The 15,380-nt window shown below is 38.0% G+C and carries 16 protein-coding genes; 7 read left to right on the top strand and 9 right to left on the bottom strand.

Translation table 11 applies throughout. From position 1 onward, the window contains the following. From AC1M9A_RS03080 to fdx, 6 genes are all read left to right on the top strand, one after another. Positions 1–1,218: an IscS subfamily cysteine desulfurase gene (locus AC1M9A_RS03080; RefSeq protein WP_035263620.1), complete on the top strand. Its 1,218-nt coding sequence runs from the start codon at positions 1–3 to the stop codon at positions 1,216–1,218. A gap of 103 nt (positions 1,219–1,321) precedes the next feature. Then, the gene (gene iscU, locus AC1M9A_RS03075) at positions 1,322–1,708 is read left to right on the top strand and encodes a Fe-S cluster assembly scaffold IscU (RefSeq protein ID WP_035263622.1); all 387 of its coding nucleotides are present in this window, start codon (positions 1,322–1,324) and stop codon (positions 1,706–1,708) included. A 30-nt stretch (positions 1,709–1,738) separates the two neighbouring features. Further along, a complete protein-coding gene (gene iscA, locus AC1M9A_RS03070) occupies positions 1,739–2,059 on the top strand; it encodes an iron-sulfur cluster assembly protein IscA (RefSeq protein WP_035263624.1) in 321 nt (106 codons plus the stop codon). A gap of 101 nt (positions 2,060–2,160) precedes the next feature. Continuing rightward, positions 2,161–2,676, top strand: coding sequence for a Fe-S protein assembly co-chaperone HscB (hscB, locus tag AC1M9A_RS03065; protein ID WP_481609593.1), 516 nt, complete (start codon positions 2,161–2,163; stop codon positions 2,674–2,676). A gap of 37 nt (positions 2,677–2,713) precedes the next feature. Continuing rightward, a complete protein-coding gene (hscA, locus tag AC1M9A_RS03060; RefSeq protein WP_481609592.1) occupies positions 2,714–4,573 on the top strand; it encodes a Fe-S protein assembly chaperone HscA in 1,860 nt (619 codons plus the stop codon). A gap of 16 nt (positions 4,574–4,589) precedes the next feature. Continuing rightward, positions 4,590–4,928: an ISC system 2Fe-2S type ferredoxin gene (gene fdx, locus AC1M9A_RS03055; RefSeq protein ID WP_035263630.1), complete on the top strand. Its 339-nt coding sequence runs from the start codon at positions 4,590–4,592 to the stop codon at positions 4,926–4,928. A 65-nt stretch (positions 4,929–4,993) separates the two neighbouring features. Here the strand turns inward: fdx and AC1M9A_RS03050 are convergent, their stop codons facing one another. The 7 genes from AC1M9A_RS03050 to AC1M9A_RS03020 all read right to left on the bottom strand — a co-directional run bounded on the left by AC1M9A_RS03050 (position 4,994) and on the right by AC1M9A_RS03020 (position 13,163). After that, the gene (locus tag AC1M9A_RS03050) at positions 4,994–6,436 is read right to left on the bottom strand and encodes an adenylate/guanylate cyclase domain-containing protein (protein ID WP_481609591.1); all 1,443 of its coding nucleotides are present in this window, start codon (positions 6,434–6,436) and stop codon (positions 4,994–4,996) included. 52 nt (positions 6,437–6,488) lie between these two features. Beyond that, entirely contained in the window at positions 6,489–6,926 is a 438-nt protein-coding gene (locus AC1M9A_RS03045) for an HIT domain-containing protein (protein ID WP_035263634.1), read from the bottom strand. 224 nt (positions 6,927–7,150) lie between these two features. Continuing rightward, the gene (gene mfd / locus AC1M9A_RS03040) at positions 7,151–10,609 is read right to left on the bottom strand and encodes a transcription-repair coupling factor (RefSeq protein WP_481609590.1); all 3,459 of its coding nucleotides are present in this window, start codon (positions 10,607–10,609) and stop codon (positions 7,151–7,153) included. Between the two features lie 101 nt (positions 10,610–10,710). Continuing rightward, entirely contained in the window at positions 10,711–11,061 is a 351-nt protein-coding gene (locus AC1M9A_RS03035; RefSeq protein WP_180027816.1) for a hypothetical protein, read from the bottom strand. Positions 11,062–11,160: 99 nt separating this feature from the next. Then, positions 11,161–11,946, bottom strand: coding sequence for a glutathione S-transferase N-terminal domain-containing protein (locus AC1M9A_RS03030; protein ID WP_481609589.1), 786 nt, complete (start codon positions 11,944–11,946; stop codon positions 11,161–11,163). A gap of 30 nt (positions 11,947–11,976) precedes the next feature. Beyond that, positions 11,977–12,486, bottom strand: coding sequence for a ribonuclease E activity regulator RraA (rraA, locus tag AC1M9A_RS03025; RefSeq protein ID WP_180027814.1), 510 nt, complete (start codon positions 12,484–12,486; stop codon positions 11,977–11,979). A gap of 11 nt (positions 12,487–12,497) precedes the next feature. Further along, a complete protein-coding gene (locus tag AC1M9A_RS03020; protein ID WP_481594610.1) occupies positions 12,498–13,163 on the bottom strand; it encodes a Rossmann-fold NAD(P)-binding domain-containing protein in 666 nt (221 codons plus the stop codon). A 215-nt stretch (positions 13,164–13,378) separates the two neighbouring features. Between AC1M9A_RS03020 and rpsT the strand changes: the two genes are divergently transcribed. Continuing rightward, positions 13,379–13,648, top strand: a complete 270-nt coding sequence (rpsT, locus tag AC1M9A_RS03015) for a 30S ribosomal protein S20 (RefSeq protein WP_035263646.1) — start codon at positions 13,379–13,381, stop codon at positions 13,646–13,648. Positions 13,649–13,726: 78 nt separating this feature from the next. Here the strand turns inward: rpsT and AC1M9A_RS03010 are convergent, their stop codons facing one another. Together AC1M9A_RS03010 and AC1M9A_RS03005 are read right to left on the bottom strand one after the other, a co-directional pair. Beyond that, positions 13,727–14,464, bottom strand: coding sequence for a histidine phosphatase family protein (locus AC1M9A_RS03010; protein ID WP_180027812.1), 738 nt, complete (start codon positions 14,462–14,464; stop codon positions 13,727–13,729). A gap of 61 nt (positions 14,465–14,525) precedes the next feature. After that, the gene (locus AC1M9A_RS03005; protein WP_481609588.1) at positions 14,526–15,374 is read right to left on the bottom strand and encodes a 3'(2'),5'-bisphosphate nucleotidase CysQ family protein; all 849 of its coding nucleotides are present in this window, start codon (positions 15,372–15,374) and stop codon (positions 14,526–14,528) included. Between the last annotated feature and the right edge of the window lie 6 nt (positions 15,375–15,380).

Here is a 15,380-nt window from a genome sequence, read left to right as displayed (position 1 = left end):
ATGAAACGTCCAATTTATCTTGATTATGCTGCAACGACTCCAGTCGACCCACAAGTTGCTGAGCGCATGATGGAATGCCTTACATTCGATGGGACTTTTGGTAACCCTGCATCACGTTCGCACGCATATGGTTGGCAAGCTGAAGAAAAAGTTGAATACGCTCGTGAGCAAGTTGCAAATCTTGTAAAAGCAGATCCACGCGAAATCGTTTGGACATCTGGCGCTACAGAATCTGACAACCTTGCATTGAAAGGTGTTGCACAGTTCTACGCTTCAAAAGGCAAACACATCATTACGAGTAAAATTGAACATAAAGCAATTTTAGATACTTGCCGTGAATTAGAACAAGAAGGCTTTGAAATTACCTATCTTGAACCAGAAGCTCAAACAGGTCTAATTACTCCTGAAATGGTTCAAGCCGCTTTACGTCCAGATACAATTCTTGTTTCATTAATGATGGTCAATAATGAAATTGGTACTGTGACTGATGTTGCCGCTATTGGTGAATTAACTCGTGCGAATAAGACATATTTCCACGTAGATGCCGCTCAAGCTGCTGGTAAAGTTGAAATCGATTTATCAACCATGAAAATTGATTTAATGAGTTTCTCTGCTCACAAAATTTATGGCCCTAAAGGTATCGGTGCACTTTACGTACGTCGTAGTCCACGTGTGCGTCTTAAAGCTCAAATGCATGGTGGTGGTCATGAGCGCGGTATGCGTTCTGGTACGCTTGCAACTCACCAAATTGTTGGTATGGGTGAAGCATTTGAACTTGCAGGTAAAAACCTAGTTGCTGAACAAACTCGCTTACGCACTCTACGTGACAAACTTTGGAATGGTCTACAAGATCTTGAACAAGTTTTCTTAAATGGTCATCCGACTCAAAACGTAGCAAACTACTTAAACGTAAGTTTTAACTTCGTTGAGGGTGAATCTTTAATGATGTCACTTAAAGATGCTGCTGTTTCATCTGGTTCAGCTTGTACTTCTGCAACATTAGAACCTTCTTATGTTCTTCGTGCATTAGGCTTATCTGATGAGTTAGCACACAGTTCAATTCGCTTCAGTTTTGGTAAATATACGACTGAAGAAGACATTGATCACGTACTAGAAGTGACAAAAGCTGCTGTAGAAAAATTACGTGACCTTTCTCCACTTTGGGATATGTACAAAGAAGGGATTGATCTGTCGAAAGTTGAATGGACAGAACACTAATTTAAACCAAACACATGCATCTTATTAAGCTTAAATATTGAAATTTAATAAGATGCACCCATATTAAATATTATCAGCCGACCCTGAGGTTTGGAGACGCATCATGGCTTATAGCGAAAAAGTGATTGATCATTACGAAAATCCTCGTAATGTTGGTGTTTTAGATAAAAACGCAGAAAACGTAGGTACAGGTATGGTCGGTGCACCAGCTTGTGGTGACGTTATGCGTCTTCAAATCCAAGTGGATGAGAATGGTGTAATTGAAGAAGCTCGCTTCAAAACTTACGGATGTGGTTCTGCAATTGCTTCAAGTTCACTTGTAACTGAATGGCTAAAAGGTAAAACTTTAGACCAAGCACAGCAAATCAAGAATATTGATATTGCAAATGAACTTGCGCTTCCTCCTGTAAAAGTACACTGCTCTGTACTTGCAGAAGATGCAATTAAAGCTGCTGTAGAAGACTACCGTAGCAAAAAAGCGAAAGCTTAATTTAGCGCTTGATGATTGAATGGAGTTTTCATGATCAATTTAACTGAAAATGCTGCAACTCATATCAGCAATTATTTATTGAATCGCGGTAAGGGTGAAGGTATTCGCGTTGGTGTGAAAACTTCAGGTTGTTCTGGATTGGCTTATGTTCTCGAATTCGTTGATGAAGTTGACGAACATGATCAAGTCTTTGAACAGTTTGGGGTTAAAGTTTTCGTTGATCCTAAGAGCCTTGTTTATCTAGAAGGTATGGAAATGGACTATGTTAAAAATGGCCTAAACGAAGGTTTTGAATTCAACAACCCAAACAAAAAAGGTGAATGTGGTTGTGGTGAATCTTTCACTGTTTAAGATAATCATTCTCTTTTTACCTGATTAAAACAGTGCCCTGCACTGTTTTAATTCTATTCAGCGCCCACTTTTATTTTTCACTATTTTGGAATTTCCAATCCATGAATCATTTTGAGTTGTTTAATCTCCCTGTAGCACTCGATATTGATTTAGCAACTTTGAAAGCTAACTTTCTAAAATTGCAGCAACAATATCATCCAGATAAAGCTGAAAATAAAGACCAAGCCTTGATCAAATCTAGCGAAATCAATCAAGCTTATAAAGTTTTATCTCAAGTTGACAGCCGTGCTGGATATTTACTTACACTCAAAAAACAAGACTATCATTTAGATCAATCCATCAATGATTTCGAATTTTTACAATCTGCATTAGAAATTCGTGAACAGTTAGATGAAGCTCAAAGTTCTGAACAACTTTCATCTTTAAAAACTGAAGTGCAACAATGGATTGATGGTTTAGTTCGCGAATTCAAAATAGACTATGAAGCTGAAGATTGGGCTGATTCTCGCGATACTGTTCGAAAATTACGTTTCTTCCAAAAAGTGATGAATGATATACATCAAGCTGAAGATCGTATTCTCGATGATGAAGATTTTGACTTAGATGACCAATTCTAATTTTATTTTTTTGTTTTATTTTCAAGGGATTTAACACATGGCACTCTTGCAAATTGCTGAACCTGGACAATCAAGTGCGCCACATGAACATCGCATTGCTATTGGTATTGATTTAGGTACGACCCACTCTCTTGTAGCAACTGTGCTTTCTGGCAAACCTAAAGTTCTAAACGATGAACAAGGTCAAGTGTTACTTCCTTCTATCGTACATTATGCTGAAAACTCTACTGTGCTCGGCAATGACGCAAAACCGTTTATAACTCGTGACCCACAGAATACTATTGTCTCTGTAAAACGTTTTATGGGACGCTCAAAAGCTGATATTAAATTTCAACACCCATATCAATTGGTGGGTGAAGACAATCAGATGCCTGCTTTTGAAACAGCGCAAGGTCGTAAAACACCTGTCGAAATTTCTGCTGAAATTCTAAAAAATCTAAAAGATCGTGCTGAAGCAAGTTTAAAAAATCCCATAAATGGTGCTGTCATTACAGTACCTGCCTATTTTGATGAGGCACAACGTCAAGCAACACGAGACGCTGCACAGCTCGCTGGTTTAAACGTACTGAGATTATTAAACGAACCTACAGCAGCAGCTGTAGCGTATGGTTTAGATCAAGCAACAAATTTAAGTACAGATCAAAATTATGTGATTTACGACTTAGGTGGTGGTACTTTCGACGTCTCCATCCTACGTTTCTCACAGGGTGTATTTGAGGTACTCGCTACAGGTGGACACACTGCACTTGGAGGCGATGATTTAGATCGTCTTATCGTCAAGTGGGCTAAAAAATCACTCAATATCGAGACCTTAGATGATAACGAGTATGCACACTTCCTTGTTGCAGCACGTAAAGCGAAAGAAGCTTTATCGGACCAAGATCAAGTTAATCTTCAGCTTTTAGAAAACGAATTAACTTTGGATCGTTCAACGTTTGAAAGCATCATTAAAGTTGCTCTAGATAAAACGATTTCAGTGTGCAAACGAGTATTACGTGACGCTAAATTGAAATTAGACGATATAAAAAATGTCGTTTTAGTAGGTGGCTCTACTCGCTCTTATGCGGTACAAAAAGCTGTAGCAGAAGTATTTAGTCAAGAACCCCTGTGTACCATTAATCCAGATGAAGTCGTTGCAATCGGTGCTGCAATTACTGCCAACCAATTAATTGGTAATAGTACAGATGGTTCTCTACTACTTGATGTAACACCATTATCACTTGGTATTGAAACCATGGGTGGACTAGTAGAGCGATTAATTTCACGCAATACTGCAATTCCTGTCGCTCGTCGTCAAGAGTTCACCACGTATCAAGATGGTCAAACTGCGATGTTAATCCATGTTGTCCAAGGTGAGCGCGATTTAGTAGAACATTGCCGTAGTCTCGGACGTTTTGTTTTACGCGGCATTCCACCGATGACTGCTGGTCAAGCACGCATTGAAGTGACTTATCAAGTCGATGCTGACGGTCTCTTATCGGTATCTGCTCGTGAAACAACATCTAACGTCTCAGCTCAGATTGATATTAAACCATCATACGGTTTATCTGATACTGATATGGAGCGCCTACTACTTGATGGTTTTAAATTTGCAGCAGAAGATAAAGCCCTTCGTCATTTACATGAAACTAAAGTTGAAGCTCAACGAGAACTTGAAGCTCTTTCTCAAGCGCTTAAAGCTGATATTAAACTCTTGACTGAACAGGAAGCTCAGGATTTAATTTCTGCACAAACTCATTTGGCTCAACAACTTGAAACTTCTGATATTGAAGCAATTGAAGCTGCTGTTGCTGCGTTAAAAGTTCATAGTGATGCATTTGCTGCAAAACGAATGAATCAACATATTGATCATGCTCTCAAAGGCACTAAGCTTGACGATTGGTCAAACTCAAACTAAACATAGGTAAAAATTTATGCCACGTATTAAAGTTCTTCCACATGCGCAAATTTGCCCTGAAGGTGCTGAGTTTGAAGTTGAGCAAAATGCCAATCTTTGCGAAAGCCTTCTAAAAAATGGTATCAAAATTGAACATGCTTGTGATATGTCTGCAGCTTGTACGACCTGCCATGTCATTGTTCGTAAAGGTTTTGACGGTCTTGAAGAAATGAATGATGTAGAAGCAGATTTACTCGATCGTGCTTGGGGTCTAGAGCCAGATTCACGTCTTTCTTGCCAAGTAAAAATTGAAAATGATGATTTAGAAGTTGAAATTCCGAAGTACACGATTAACCATGCTTCTGAAAATCATTAATCATTTGTAAAACCATATAAAAAAGGTCACTTAAGTGACCTTTTTATTTGTGTAGATATAAAATCCTAATTTAGATATTTTACTTCATCAGATAGTTTTAATTTCACAATACCAGAAGAGTTGGTTAAATCCTGCTGAAGTTTAATACGTTCAATCATTTTTTCTAAAACTGCGATTAATTCAGCATATTCGTAATTTTGTACTTCTTCCATATTCAGCACCAGCTGAAACCCTTTGTACTCATAATCAAACCAATGTTGATGGGTTTGCTTGGTGCTATATTTTTCCATTACCTGCCAACTCTTAATCGAACCATGAATCCCTTTCAGTTCTACAGGTTCCTGAGGTGCACAAAGATAATAGTTTTTAACTAACTTATAAGTCTCATCCGAGATTAGAATTTCATCAATTTCTGCAGCATTTTGAAGTCTTGCAGCTAAATTTGCATCCCGCCCAACAATGGTATATGCCATTCGATGAACTGCGCCATAGTTACCAACGTGACAATAACCTGTACTAATGCCCATACGTATATGCAGTGCTGAGTATCCCATTTTCACCCAGCGTTCACGCAAAAATTTCATTTGTTGACGCATTGCCATCGCCATATCGATGCAATTTTTGGCATCCTGCTCAACCCCTTGCGAATCTGGATCTCCAAAGAAAATGAGAATCGCGTCTCCCATAAACTTGTCAATTGTTCCACCATATTGCTTGGCAATTTCAGTCATATGGCTCAGATAGTCATTCAAAACAAAAGCTAAGTCATCTGGAATAAGAGTCTCTGAAAGCTCAGTAAACCCTTGAATGTCAGAGAAGAAAATCGTAATTTTTTTTCGTTTATATTCAAGTTTCGCTTCAGTTTCACCACGCATGATTGATTGCCACAATTGAATTGGTGCATAGCGGCTTAACTGATTCGATAACTCAATATATCGATTCATTTCTTTAAAATAAGTTTGACGTTGAACATCTAATTTTTTTACACGTCGATTCTGATAATAATTAGCAAAATTCACAAAAAGAATCGCACATATACACGAGACTACGGACAATTCGATTGAAGTTTGCTGGAAATAATCTTCAAAACCAAAAATAAAAATTGTACAAATATAAAAAACAATGATCGCAACTAAAATTGCAATTGAACTCACCATCATCGAAATTTTATTATTAACGGCAGTAAACACCAATCCAAATAGGAAAACAAATGTTGGCAACAAACTTAAATGCACTGCTGCTAAGGCGGTAGCTACAACAACTACATCAATAATAAAGAACGCAAAACGTCTGGTTTTACTACCATAACGATATTGGATACTGTGTGAAATTCGGGGTGCCAATAGAATCAGCAAGAAAATAAATAGAGGGTATAAAATCTGATAATTTTGGTTTTGTGAAGTGAAATAATAGATCACAACAAGAATCGCGATCATCACATACCCCATCATCCTGAGGAGTACTTCAAACTGCTGTGGCTCTTTATCCAGCATTCGTTCAAATGGCAATTGCTATTACCTCAATTCACATTATTTTTATTCTTCCTTGAAATTGACGTATTTACTCCATACGCCAATCGAAAGGCATGTCACCTTGACCACGTAGCGCGAGCATGAGCGTTTGACGCATATGCGCTAAAACATCATTACTGTAAGGAACTGCAGGTGAAGCACCCCAAACAGGCTTAGGCCATGCAGAATCATTCTGATAACGAACTACATGATGAAAATGAAGTTGAGGAACCATATTTCCTAGTGCTGCAACGTTCATTTTATCCGCACGGAAAACTCGAGATAATTGACTAGATAACCAGCTAGATTCTCTTAAAAATTGTTCTTGGTCTGCTTGGCTTAATTCATATAATTCAGTTACACCAGGAACACGCGGTACCAAAATCAACCATGGAAATTGCATGTCATTCATTAAACGACAAGTTGAAAGTGGAAAATCGCCAACAAAAAAAGTATCTTGAGCAAGTTGTGGATGCAAACTAAACATATATTTATAAATGACGCAAAAATTAAATGGATAGCTAATACTAACACAACAGTTTTAGACTGAGTATTATTAGTCATGTGTTTCGATACAAAAAAATATGTATTTCATTGATTTGAATCTCACTCATTCATTGCAATGCATCGCTAAAAAATCAACCTATAAGGTTGACTGTCAGCCAGTGCATTTTGAGCAATGAACAAGTATTGATTCAAGCCCAACTTAGATCAGTTGAGCCCCCTCATCAACTCATCTAAAAGATCATTAATAAACTGAATTCTTTTATCATTTTCCTCAAGCATAACCATCACTTTCAGACGTTGACCACCGTCCATTCTAAAAAATGTCGGATGTTTTTGCATCATTTGGATAATACTCATCGCTTGAACAGGAGTATCAGGTGAAAATTCAATTTGGCCACCCTGCTTACTCAAATCAATCTTGGTAATACCTAATTTTTCTGCTTTTATACGCACCTGATGAACAGTAAAAAGATATTTCACTTGTTGAGGTAGCACACCAAAACGATCGATAAGCTCCATACGGATATGATCGAGTTTTTCTTGTGTATCCGTATTACTAATTCGCTTATAGAACAATAAACGCTGATGCACATCACCTAAATATTCATCTGGAATTAATGCAGGCATATGTAAACTAATTTCTGCGGTGAGTGACAAAGGTGCATCAAAGTTAGGAGTCTTACCATTTTGGATGGCTTTAGTCGCTTTCTCAAGCATTTCCATATATAGACTATATCCAATTGCATGCATTGAACCACTTTGCTGCTCACCTAGAAGCTCGCCTGCTCCACGTATTTCTAAATCCTCTGTCGCCAATACAAAACCAGCGCCTAAAGTAGAAGCACGCTGAATGGCATCAAGTCGTTTTTCAGCATCACCTTTTAAGCCTTTAATAGACGGAACCATCAGATACGCATAGGCTTGATGATGAGAGCGCCCCACACGACCACGCAGTTGATGAAGTTGTGCCAAACCTAGCTTGTCTGCTCGCTCAATGATAATTGTATTGGCATTTGGTACATCAATTCCCGTTTCAATAATGGTCGAACACACCAATACATTATATTCTTTATGATAAAACTGCTGCATGACCTGTTCTAACTCACGCTCACGCATTTGACCATGCGCAACTGCAACCCGAGCTTCAGGAACTAACAACCGAATATTTTCAGCCGCTCGTTCAATGGTATCCACTTCATTATGCAAAATATAAACCTGACCACCACGTAATAGTTCACGCAAGATCGCCTCTTTCATCGTGGCATCGGTCTGCTCATTGACAAAGGTCTTAACAGCGAGACGGCGTGCAGGTGGTGTAGCAATAATTGAGAGGTCACGCATACCTGAAAACGCCATATTTAAGGTACGCGGGATTGGCGTAGCGGTTAGCGTCAGCATATCTACATCGGCACGCATCGCTTTAATACGTTCTTTATCTCGCACACCAAAGCGATGTTCTTCATCAACAATCATCAATCCAAGTTGTTTAAACTGGACATTTTCCTGCAAAATTTTATGCGTTCCAATGACGATATCAACTTTACCCTCTGCCAAATCTTCGATCGTTTTTAAGTGTGTTTTATTTGAGCCAAATCGAGATAACACTTCAATACGGATAGGCCAATCAGCAAATCGATCTTTGAAAGATTCATAATGCTGTTGCGCAAGTAAAGTTGTTGGAACTAAAACAGCAACTTGCTTATTGTTCTGTACAGCAACAAAAGCAGCTCTCATCGCCACTTCTGTCTTACCAAATCCAACATCACCACAGACTAAACGATCCATTGGTTTAGCTTGTTGCATGTCGTATAAAGTCGCTTCGATAGCATTCGCTTGATCAAGCGTTTCTTCATAAGCAAAACCACTAACAAACTGCATATAAGTAGTGTGATCTAATTCAAATTGAATACCTGGTTTTGAGTGGCGTCTTGCTTGAATATGAAGAAGTTCGGCTGCAACATCATGTATTTGCTCTAGTGCTTTGCGCTTAGCTTTATTCCAAGCATCAGTACCAAGTTTATGTAGTGGTGCTAAATCAGGATCACCTCCACTGTATCGACTAATCAGATGCAAATTGGTGACAGGAACATAGACTTTGGCATCATCAGCATAATTAAGTTGCAAAAATTCGTGGTCTTGCTCATCAATACATAAAGTCACTAATCCCGCATAGCGACCTACACCGTGATCAATATGAACTACAGGAGCACCTATACTTAATTCAGTTAAACTTTTAACTAAGAACTCTTCAGAAACTTCATGCTGGCGTTTTCTACGGCGTTGTACAACACGATGCTCATAGAGTTGATTTTCTGAAATGACAGATATTTGTCCTTTAATCTCCAAGCCACGTTCAAGTGGTGCATGCGTTACTGCTACTGAATATTGTTGATTAATAAACTCCTGATAATGCTCTACAACAGGAATTTCACCCATACTTGCTCGCAAGGAGTCCTTTAACGATTCACGACGTCCCGCACTTTCAGCAACGAGTAAGACAGGGTGTTGCGCAGCATCAATAAATGATTTTACAGCATGAAATGGCTGTTGATGTTTAGGCTCTACCGCTAAACGAGGTGGCTGTTCAGCAGAGGTATTGATTACACCCGCTTTAGGTTCAAAAACTTCGTCAGATGCGATAATACGAGGAAACTGATTGAGTTGTTCAAAAATTTGATTTTGTTGAAAGAAGATTTGTTCTGGAGCTAATAAAGGTTGATCAACATTATGACGTCGGTCTTCATAACGCTGATAAATATCTTTCCAAAATTGAGTTAATTCACTTTCAATATTTCGATCTGTAATGACAATGGAATGATTTGGTAAGTATGATGTAATACTACTTTGTTCTAGCATTTCTTTTTTTGAAAAGAACAGCGGAAAGTAATAGTCCAATCCGGGTGAAGATATACCCTCCATTACATCCTGATAAATCGGATTTTTTTTCGGGTTCGCCGTTGGAAACTCTTCAGCATAACGGTCTCGAAATTGAGCTCTACCTTCTTTTAAAGGAAACTCTTTAGCTGGTAAAACCTTAAAATGTTCAAGTTTCGTCGTGGTCCTTTGAGTTTCTGGATCAAAAAATTTCAAAGAATCAATTTCATCATCAAACAAATCTATTCGAATTGGAGCATCTTGCCCTGAAGCAAAAATATCAACTAAACTTCCCCGAACAGCAAATTCTCCATGATCATATACAGTATCGACCAAATGATAACCAGCCTGAATCAGGCGTTGTTTCTGCTTTTCTAAATCAAATTTTTGCCCAACGCTAATATCAAAATGCTCACCTAACACCCAAGACGTCGGCGCAACACGTTGTGCCAAAGTTGTGCTTGAAATGAGTAGTATCCCTTTTGCTGGCATATTAGAGAGCACTGATAATCTTTCTGAGACAATATCTTGATGCGGAGACAACCGATCGTAAGGTAAGATCTCCCAATCTGGAAAGATGGTGGGCTTCACACCATAAAATTCAAGTTCACTCTCAAGTTGAGCTAAATGTTGATTATTTCTAGCTACCAGAACAAAGAGTCGATCAGAGTTTTGACTTATTTCTTTTAAAAGCAAAGCGATGGCAGAGCCTTTAAGCGCCCCTAACCATCTTTTTTCGCCAGATTTTATTTGTGATAGATTAAGTTGAGAAATTTCTTTTTGGAACATGAAGATCGCTTTAAAAGTCTGGTAGGACATTGCACTATTTTATCATGTTCAAAATCGAGAATGAGTTATTTTTAGATATCACAAACATTCAGTCGCAAACATTAGCGCTCACGTTTGAATTCACGATAATAATCATTGAGCAATATAACGAATTTTTTTAACTGTTCTAGATTCTGTTGATTATTACCTAATCTCGTAGTAAAACGACCTGTATTCAACTCGAGATCTATTTTCTCTTTGATCAACATTCCCCGATAAAATAAATTTTCCAAATCATCAAAACGAGTAACCTTTCGGTTCGAAAAATATGACAATCTTTCATTTAGTTCATTCAAAACAACATCATCGATAATATATCCTAATTCAGGATCATGACGAATTTGATGGGTCTGTAAATAAACTTGCTCAGCCGATGGTTTTTTTTGAAACAAATCAGAAATTTTTTTAAACATAGTTCGATAAGAAAAGCTGAAAACTCAAAATAATGTTTTATCTTAGCATTTGGTCACGAATACACCTATATTCATGACCAAAAAGCACTCAAACTAAAATTAACCGTAATTTTTTCTTAAATATTCTACAATCTTCTTCGATTCGAACAATTTTACGCCTGTATTAGGATCAACTAAATACGGGACTTGTATATCCTTCCCCTTGCGATTCATTACCTTTACAACCTGCTCGCGTTTACCGCCAGCCAAAGGAATATATTTCCCAGGCTTCAATCGTAAAATCGCTGGTCCTTGATCCTGCCAACGTTCTTTAGCAACATTATGAAACTTAAATGGTAATTCAAGTTCTGTGAGTTCAGCGCGCACGATTCTGGTGTATGGACTCGCTTCAAATCCCCACAGCTCAATTAAATGCTCGGGTTGTGGTCTCTGCTTAATCGCTTTATTTATAAAAATCCCACGAGCACCATTAATCAGTGTTCCAGCTAGAGCAACTACAGGCAATTTGGGGTAGTGTGAGAATTGCTTCGGTGTTTGACCTGTCTCACCATAATACTTAAAAAGATAGTGAATAATATCCTGAGACTCGTAAAGTTTAGCCCCAGTATTTTCATCAATTAAAAAAGGAAATTGAATCTTACCACCAAGTGTTTTTACTTGATCTCGATAGACCCTTCCACCTTTCGGACAAGGATACACTTCGTAGTCAAGATTAAGTAAAGTCAACACCTCTCTTACACGACGACAGAATGGTGATCCTTCAAATTCGTAAAGCTTTAATGCTTTTTCTGGCTGTTTAGGAAACGGTGTACCTGAAGTCCCACGTCCACCTTCTGCAACAGCTGAAGCTAGCGCCTGAGCCACTTTTAATTGATGAATCACCATACTGATTACCTCGTTTTTGTTTTATTTAAATTAATCGACTAATTTTGTCTTGGACACAATAATTCCATTATTGTCTGCATAGATATAATCACCTGGTTGGATTGTGATATTTCCAATTTGAATCGTGATATTGGTTTCGCCCACCCCTTTGCGATTACTTTTTTGAGGTATAGCCGCAAGTGCGTGCACGCCTAGATTTAAACTCGCAATAGCATCAACATCTCTAACACAACCATTAATAATGACACCACCCCATCCATATTTAACGGCAGACTCAGCAATCATATCTCCCATCAATGCACAACGCATGGAAGAACCACCATCTACAACTAAAACTTTGCCTTGCCCATCTGTAGCGAGTAACTCTTTTACTCGTGAATTGTCCTCAAAACATTTAACAGTGACAGCTTCACCCCCAAAGCTTTTTACACCGCCGTAACTTTTGAAGAATTTTCCATCAATAGATGGATACAATACTTGAATATCTAAATCAGGATGGTCATCCAGTAAATCACACGTCACAAATGTTGGCGTTGTCACTTTTTATACCCTCAGTTATGTTTTTGAATCTCTAAATTATCATAAATCTTAATTTTTTCATTTTGAGTTCTTGCGCTCACGACCATAGTATTAGCGACTTGCTCTGCTGTCACTGGCTTATATTTGAATGTATTTGGCAGAAATTGCGATACTCGCTTGAAAATACTCTGAGAAATATCTTCGAGTGTCCTTGTTTCAGCTCTTTCACCAATTAAGAGTGAAGGTCGAATGATCGCCAATTGATAGAGTGATAATGATTTTAGATAATTTTCTAACTTTCCCTTCACTTGATTATAGAAGAATGGAGATCTTTCATTCGCACCTTCCGCACTTACAATTGCAAAAAAAGTATCGGTATTCACGAGCAAATCAGCAAAATGAGCATTTATCTCAAAATCGATATTGTAAAAATTTTCTTTAGAGCCTGCTTTTTTAATTGTACTTCCTAGGCAACTAAAAGCATGTGAGAATTCAGAAGCGTCCTCATCATTTAACATTAAAAAGTCATCAATGACCAACTGATCAACTTTGGTGAACTGTTCAAATTGTTCATCATGCTTACGAACAACTACGACAATTCTTTCGCAATCTACCAATTGATTCAAATGATTTACCAAAGATCGACCAACTAAACCAGTTGCCCCTATAACTATTGCACTTTTAATATTTTTAATCATTTTTTCGCCATTCCTTCCAATATTTATCTAATCTAACGTGCTAACCGCATTTTATCTGCATCAAAAATGTTGTCAAAGCATGTCAAGACTTGACTTTGCCGCATCATTTAATCACAATATGGCACTTGTTTACGGGCTGGTGTAAATTCTTCTAATGTTTGTATTTAGTTGAAATTTCAGCCCGCCCAGACCAATCAATTTCAAGGAGTGCACGAGTGGCAAACTCTGCTCAAGCAAAAAAACGTGCTCGTCAAAACGTTAAAGCACGTAAACACAACGCAAGCTTACGTTCTATGGTTCGTACTTACCTTAAACGCACAGTAGCAGCGATCGCTGCAGGTGACTATGCAGCAGCTTCTGAAGCTTACAAAACTGCAGTACCTGTAATCGACCGTATGGCTGACAAAGGTATCATCCATAAGAACAAAGCTGCTCGTCATAAGAGCCGTTTAAATGCACAAGTTAAAGCTCTAGCTTCTAACTAAGTTGCGTTAAAAAAAGCCCTTTAAGGGCTTTTTTTATATTTTAAATTTATCAACAATACTTAAATAATATTAAAATTACTATCTTTCTTGCTCTACAAATTCACGAATAGACAGCTCATTACATTCACCACGCCATATCCATTTCAATTTTGCATCTATGAATGCTTCACCTTCAAACCAAACAAACAAACCTTCCATCATTTCTGGCCAATCCTGCTGAATAATCTGTGTTTTACCTGAAATCACAGCCAGAATACCAGCCAGAATAGTGTCATGGCTAACCGCCAAACTTAATCCATGATTCTGTTGAGGGTGAGTTTGATAAAGCAAATGTAAAACATCAATCACACCTGTAATTGGCTGCTTCATCCCAGGTAAAGTATTGTTTACAAAGCTATTGATAAATCCCAAAGCACCTTGTTGCTTAAAATATGGCGCAGCTTGCTCGATATCTAAAACGAAGCTACCAGGCTCGACCAAAAGCCCCTGCTCAACAATTTTAATATGATGGGTATTTGACTTAGGATTGATTTGATCAGCACCTTGAATCATCAGTGCTGCAGTATCAATACAACGTTGAATTGGACTAGAAATACAGTGTTCAATCACACGATCTGTTTGATCAATAAGATAAGCCCCCCAAGCCTGCGCCAGATCCTTACCTTGATCTGTTAATTGCAAATCATATCCAGCGAGTCCTTGGCCCACCACCATTTCACGAATTGAGTGGCGAGTAAATAGTGTAACAGGCACAGCAACATCGGGCAGTAAATCAACCGCTCTGAGCATACTTGGAGGAAGCAACTTCAGCGACATAATAATTCTATTAAATGAAATTAATTTGACTATAACACGATGAAATTATAGTTCCACTCCCCTAAAGTACATTTGACAACGCATCTAAAGCCAATTGCCTCATTTCAGGATCACGATAGGCGATAAAACCATTATTCAAAACAGTATCACGCTGATTATAGGTAAATGGCACAGAATCCAAGGTCAACAAACCACCTCCTATGCTCTCTAGCAAGCCTTGTCCAGCACTAGTGTCCCACTCGGAGGTTGGATGAAATCTTGGGTAAATATCTATTTCACCCTCAAGCATCATACAAAATTTATAAGCACTTCCAGCTTCACGACGTATAACCGGTATTTCTCTTTCAATATAATCAATATAGTGTTGATACTTAGGATTTTTACTACTATGACTCAGTCCAATTTGGATGGCATCGACTGGTGAGACTTTAAATTTGCAATATTTTTCCCAAATATTGTTCATAAATGAATATTTATAAGGAAGATCCGTCAAATAGCCCATATACATAACTTGCTCTGTCGGCACGACTATGACTGAAAATACAGTTTGATGGTTCTGAATAAGACTCAGATTAATCGTAAATTCATCACGCTCATGAATAAACTCCTTCGTACCATCCAAAGGGTCTAGCATCCAACATTGAGGCCATTCATGTCGCTCCGAATAATCACTTTCTTCAGAAATGATTGGAATATCAGGTGTAAGTTTTGCAAGCTCTCTGAGCAGATATTGATTGACCTTTAAATCTGCTTGAGTTACAGGAGAATGATCATCTTTTTCATTGATTTTAAAATCACGTCCAGCACAATAATTTTGATATTCTTCTAATAATATTTGGCTTGCAACAGCCAAAATCGGAACCAAATTTAACATTTGTTGATCTTGGGGAGCATGCGTTGTGATAAACATGGATAA

The sequence above is a fragment of the Acinetobacter sp. ANC_7634 genome, assembly GCF_056779875.1.
Note: the sequence above shows the minus strand (reverse complement) of the source record. Positions and strands in the feature narration are given on the sequence as shown.